Annotated in this window: 5 protein-coding genes; 2 read left to right on the forward strand and 3 right to left on the reverse strand. The window is 70.8% G+C overall.

Going from position 1 to position 5129, the window contains the following annotated elements:
* Nucleotides 1–144 precede the first annotated feature (144 nt).
* Nucleotides 145–1758, forward strand: a complete 1614-nt coding sequence (locus tag AC07EQ_RS35145; RefSeq protein WP_478392136.1) for an acyl-CoA dehydrogenase family protein — start codon at nucleotides 145–147, stop codon at nucleotides 1756–1758.
* Between the two features lie 277 nt (nucleotides 1759–2035).
* Here the strand turns inward: AC07EQ_RS35145 and AC07EQ_RS35150 are convergent, their stop codons facing one another.
* The 3 genes from AC07EQ_RS35150 to eno are packed head-to-tail and all read right to left on the reverse strand — an operon-like array spanning nucleotide 2036 to nucleotide 4362.
* Complete coding sequence (locus tag AC07EQ_RS35150) at nucleotides 2036–2536, reverse strand: DUF501 domain-containing protein (RefSeq protein WP_478392208.1); 501 nt, start codon at nucleotides 2534–2536, stop codon at nucleotides 2036–2038.
* A 2-nt stretch (nucleotides 2537–2538) separates the two neighbouring features.
* Nucleotides 2539–3072: an FtsB family cell division protein gene (locus tag AC07EQ_RS35155; RefSeq protein WP_478392137.1), complete on the reverse strand. Its 534-nt coding sequence runs from the start codon at nucleotides 3070–3072 to the stop codon at nucleotides 2539–2541.
* 3 nt (nucleotides 3073–3075) lie between these two features.
* Complete coding sequence (gene eno, locus AC07EQ_RS35160) at nucleotides 3076–4362, reverse strand: phosphopyruvate hydratase (RefSeq protein ID WP_478392138.1); 1287 nt, start codon at nucleotides 4360–4362, stop codon at nucleotides 3076–3078.
* 272 nt (nucleotides 4363–4634) lie between these two features.
* Here eno and AC07EQ_RS35165 point away from each other — a divergent pair, with 272 nt between their 5' ends.
* On the forward strand, nucleotides 4635–5012 hold the full coding sequence (locus tag AC07EQ_RS35165; protein WP_132488620.1) for a tetratricopeptide repeat protein: 378 nt from the start codon (nucleotides 4635–4637) through the stop codon (nucleotides 5010–5012).
* Nucleotides 5013–5129 lie beyond the last annotated feature (117 nt).

Below are 5129 nucleotides of genomic sequence, written 5' to 3' on the forward strand. Positions count from 1 at the left end.
GCAGGACTCGAACGTCCAGGAAAACGAAGTGCTCACCTACCGGCCGGCTACCAACAGGAGTTTGCCGGATGGCTCACTCCCAGAACTGATTAGGATCACCCGAACCCGTGCTGCCCGGAGGGGGTTTGCGCCTACTCTCCGAGCATGACGCTCATCGACGAGCCGACCGCGTTCACCACCCACCGCGTGGCCAACCAGCCGCCGCCGCTGGCCGGGTTCGACCCGCTCGCCTGCGACCCGGCCCTGGGCGCGGCGCTCACCCGCTACGCCGTCGGCGATCTCACCGCGCTGGCACTGGAGGCTGGCTCGGCCGAGGCACGCGAGCACGGTCGGCTGGCCAACGAGCACCCGCCGGTGCTGCGCACCCACGACCGCTACGGCAACCGGGTCGACGAGGTCGACTTCCACCCGTCCTGGCACTGGCTGATGTCGCGCGCGATCGACCACGGCCTGCACGCGGCGCCGTGGTCGCTGGGACCGGGCGCGCACCTGCGCCGCGCGGCGGGTTTCTACCTCTGGTCGCAGGTCGAGGCCGGGCACGGCTGCCCGATCTCCATGACGTACTCCGCCGTGCCCGCGCTGCGGTACGCACCGGGGCTGGCCGGCGAGTACGAGCCGAAGCTGGCGGCTTCCGCCTACGAGTTCGGGCTGCGCCCGCCGCACGAGAAGTCGGCGCTGCTGGCGGGCATGTCGATGACGGAGAAGCAGGGCGGCTCGGACGTGCGGGCCAACACCACCACCGCCGAGCCCCTCGCGGACGGCACCTACCGGCTCGTCGGGCACAAGTGGTTCACCTCGGCGCCGATGAACGACCTGTTCCTGACCCTGGCGCAGGCGCCCGGCGGGCTGAGCTGCTTCCTGGTGCCGCGAGTGCTGCCGGACGGCACCCTCAACGAGATCCGCCTGCAGCGGCTGAAGGACAAGCTGGGCAACAAGTCCAACGCATCGGCCGAGATCGAGTACGCGGGAGCGCTGGGCCACCTGATCGGGGAGGAGGGGCGCGGGGTCCGCTGCATCATCGAGATGGTGTCGATGACCAGGCTCGACTGCGTGCTCGGCTCGGCGGCGAACGTCCGGATCGCCCTGTCGGAGGCGGCCCACCACGTGCGGCACCGCAGCGCGTTCGGCCACCGGCTCGCGGACCAGCCGCTGATGCAGAACGTGGTGGCGGACCTGGCGCTGGAATCGGAAGCGGCGACGACGCTGGCGATGCGCCTGGCGGCGGCGGTCGAGCAGGGCGAGAACGACCTGCTGCGCCTGGCGCTACCGGCGGCGAAGTACTACGTCTGCAAGCGAGCCCCCGCGGTGGTGGCGGAAGCGCTGGAATGCCTGGGCGGCAACGGTTACGTCGAAGAATCGGGAATGCCGCGCCTGTACCGGGAAGCGCCGCTGAGCTCGATCTGGGAAGGCTCGGGCAACGTGACCGCCCTGGACCTCCTGCGTGCCCTGGAAAAACAACCGTCCACACTGGACGCCGTCCTCGCGGAGCTCGAAGCCGCCTCCGGCGGCCACGCCGACTACGACGCTGCGCTGCGCACGCTCCGCGGCGAGCTCGCCGCGCCGGCGCCCGAACGGGCGCGCGGCCTCGCGGAGCTCCTGTCGCTGACGCTCCAGGCGTCGCTGCTCCTGCGCTACGCGCCGTCGCACGTCGCGGAGGCGTTCGCCACTACGCGGCTCGGCGCCGCGGGGCGCACCTTCGGTGCGACGTCGATCCCGGGCGCCCGCGCCCTCCTCGACCGGATCGCTCCGATGCGATGACGCTCCAAGTTCCATTGAAATCGAAGGTTCGATTTCAATGGAACTTGCGGATCATCGGCGTGTCGCACCCCGACACGCCGACGCCTGTGGACAACTCCCGCAATTTCAATGGAAATCGAACCTCTGATTTCCATTGAAATTGCGGACCTCCGGACCGTCGGCACTCCGGATCGCCGGACCGGCGGACCTCCGGGGCACCCCCGAGCCGCCGGATCTCCGGGGCACCCCCGAGCCGTCGGATCTCCGGGGTACCTCCGAGCCGGGCCGCCGGGGCGGGTCAGCGGTTGAGCAGGTAGCGGTGTTCGGGCCAGCGTTCGGCGATCAGGTCGACCGCCTCGTCGCCGAACGGGTTCACCCCGGGGCCCTTCGCCAGGGCGTGGGCGATGTGCACGTGGAGGCACTTGACCCGGTCCGGCATGCCGCCCGCGCTGACCTCGGTGCCCAGCGATTCGAGCGCGTTGCGCTCCGCGAGGTAGGACTCGTGCGCCCGGCGGTAGCGCTCCGCCAGGTCCGGGTCGGCGGTGAGCCGGTCGGCCATCTCCCGCATCAGGCCTTCGGCCTCGAAGGTGGAGGCGTGCGACACCAGCTGCGGCGCGGTCAGGTAGTACAGCGTCGGGAACGGGGTGCCGTCCTCCAGCCGGGGCCAGGTCTGCACCACCGTGGGATCTCCGGCCGTGTCCCGCGCCGCGATCGCGTGCAGCCCGCGCGGCGGCCGACCGAGCTGCCGCCGGATGCACTCCCGATCCGCATCGCTGATCGCCGGCACGCCCGAGTTCACCGTCAAGATCCCTTTCCCATCACCGAATTCCAGAGTTCTTCGTACCACGGCACGCCGTCGTCGGAGGACGTGACCGGGGGCGGCGGTGGCGGCGCGGCCGGCACCTCCACGATGTACGGCGTCTCGCCCGGCCGGACGTAGCCCAGCCGGGCCCGCGCTTCCGCTTCCAGCTGCGCCGGGTCGGAGAGCTCCTCCTTGCGCTGCTCCAGTTCCTGGACCTGCCGGGACAGCTCGATCTGCTGCTGTTCCTGCGCCGCCAGCTCCGCGCGCTGGCTCAGGTAGGTGCGCAGCGGCACCGACACGCTCAGCGCCATCACGCAGACCAGCATCGCCAGGCCGGCGGCCCGCCTGGTCGAGGAGAGCTTGAACGCTCCCCCGGTGCTGGACTTCGGGCGGGACCGGGTCGGCGTCGGCCGCCCCGGTCTCCGGCCCGAGGTCTTGGTCCCGTCCCGGCGGGCGCGCTCACTGCGGCGCTCCGCCGGGGAGTCCCCCCGGCGGTTTCGCCGCTGTGGATCGGATGCGCGCCCGACCGGCATGGCTCAGCTCTCCGGGGTGAACCGCGGGAAGGCCAGCTCGCCCGCGTAGCGGGCCGCGTCACCGAGGGCTTCCTCGATGCGCAGCAGCTGGTTGTACTTGGCGACTCGCTCGCTGCGGGCCGGGGCACCGGTCTTGATCTGGCCGCAGCCGGTGGCCACCGCCAGGTCGGCGATGGTGGTGTCCTCGGTCTCGCCGGAGCGGTGGCTCATCATGCTCTTGTAGCCGCACGAGGTGGCCAGGCTGACCGCGTCCAGGGTCTCCGACAGCGTGCCGATCTGGTTGACCTTGACCAGCAGCGCGTTCGCCGCGCCCCGGCTGATGCCGTCCTCGAGGCGCTCCGGGTTGGTGACGAACAGGTCGTCGCCGACCAGCTGCACCTGGTCGCCGACCTGCTCGGTCAGGCTCACCCAGCCGTCCCAGTCGTCCTCGGCCAGCGGGTCCTCGATGGACACCAGCGGGTAGGCGCCGAGCAGTTCCTGGTAGTACGCCGCCATCTGCTCGGCGGTGCGCTTGGAGCCCTCGAAGTTGTAGGTGCCCTCGCTGAAGAACTCGGTCGCGGCGACGTCCAGGGCCAGCACGATGTCGCGGCCCAGCTTGTAGCCGGCCTTCTCCACCGCCGAGGCGATCAGGTCCAGCGCCTCGCGGTTGTTCGGCAGGTCCGGGGCGAAGCCGCCCTCGTCGCCCAGGCCGGTGGCCAGGCCCTTGGCCTTCAGCACCGACTTCAGCGCGTGGTAGGTCTCGGTGCCCCAGCGCAGCGCCTCGGAGAAGGTGTCCGCGCCGATCGGCGCGATCATGAACTCCTGGATGTCGACGCCGGTGTCGGCGTGCGCACCACCGTTGAGGATGTTCATCATCGGCACCGGCAGCACGTGCGCGTTCGGGCCGCCGACGTAGCGGAACAGCTCCAGCCCGGAGGTCTCCGCGGCGGCCTTGGCCACCGCCAGCGAGACGCCGAGGATCGCGTTGGCGCCGAGCCGGGACTTGTCCGGCGTGCCGTCCAGGTCGACCAGCTTCTGGTCGACGACGCGCTGCTCGGTGGCGTCCAGCCCGGCCAGCTCCGGGCCGATCTCGTCCAGCACCGCCGCGACTGCGTTCTCAACGCCCTTGCCGCCGTAGCGGCCGGCGTCGCCGTCGCGCAGCTCGACGGCTTCGTGCTCGCCGGTCGAGGCACCCGAGGGGACCGCAGCGCGGGTCAGCGTGCCGTCCTCCAATGCCACTTCGACCTCGACGGTGGGATTCCCGCGGGAGTCCAGGATCTCGCGGGCGCCTACCTGCTCGATGATCGCCACGTGTGCTCCTAACCAGCCTTTGAACTATGGACGAAGCGGGCCGCCCCGGCGTTCCCGCACGCAGCGAATCGGCCGAACGCCCGACGACCGCCTACGAGCCTAACCGGGCCGGTAGAGCCGCCGCCGCAGGCTCGCTCGCCTTCGTCCCCGGCCGGACATTTCGCCCCCGATCGGCAAGCCGGCGTTCGGCCCGCGTTCGCATCGAAGACACCGGAAGACCATCCGGACGGACGTCTCGGAACAGCCGATCGACACGTAACGTTGTCCCCGCCATGACGACCGAAGGCACCGTCGAAGCGTTCCGCCGAGCGGAGGAACTGCTCGCGCAACGCCGTCCATTGGAAGCCATCCGCGTCCTAGAACCCGTGCTCGACGTCGCCGCCGACAAGCCGAGCGTGCAGCTGCTGCTCGGGCGGGCCTACTACTTCTCGGCCCAGCTGCGCCGTGCAGAACGGGCGTTCCTGCGCGTGCTGGAGTTCGATCCGTCGGACCACTACGCGCGCTTGGTGCTGGGCCGAACGCTGCAGCGCCTGGGCCGCCTGAACGAGGCGCGCGCCCAGATCAGGCTGGCCGCCACGATGCACCCGGTGCCCGCCTACCAGGAAGCGTTGGGCGAGATCAACGCCCACATCGCCACCCGCGACATCTGACCTGGCCCGCGGCGTTTTTGGGGGAAAACAGAGCAACCACCCCCCGGGGGGGGGCGGTTTTTGTTCGAAAAAAAAGAACACCCGGGCGAGGGGGGGGGGGTGCCGTTTTTGTTTGGG

It is taken from the genome of Saccharopolyspora sp. NPDC045839 (assembly GCF_056431645.1).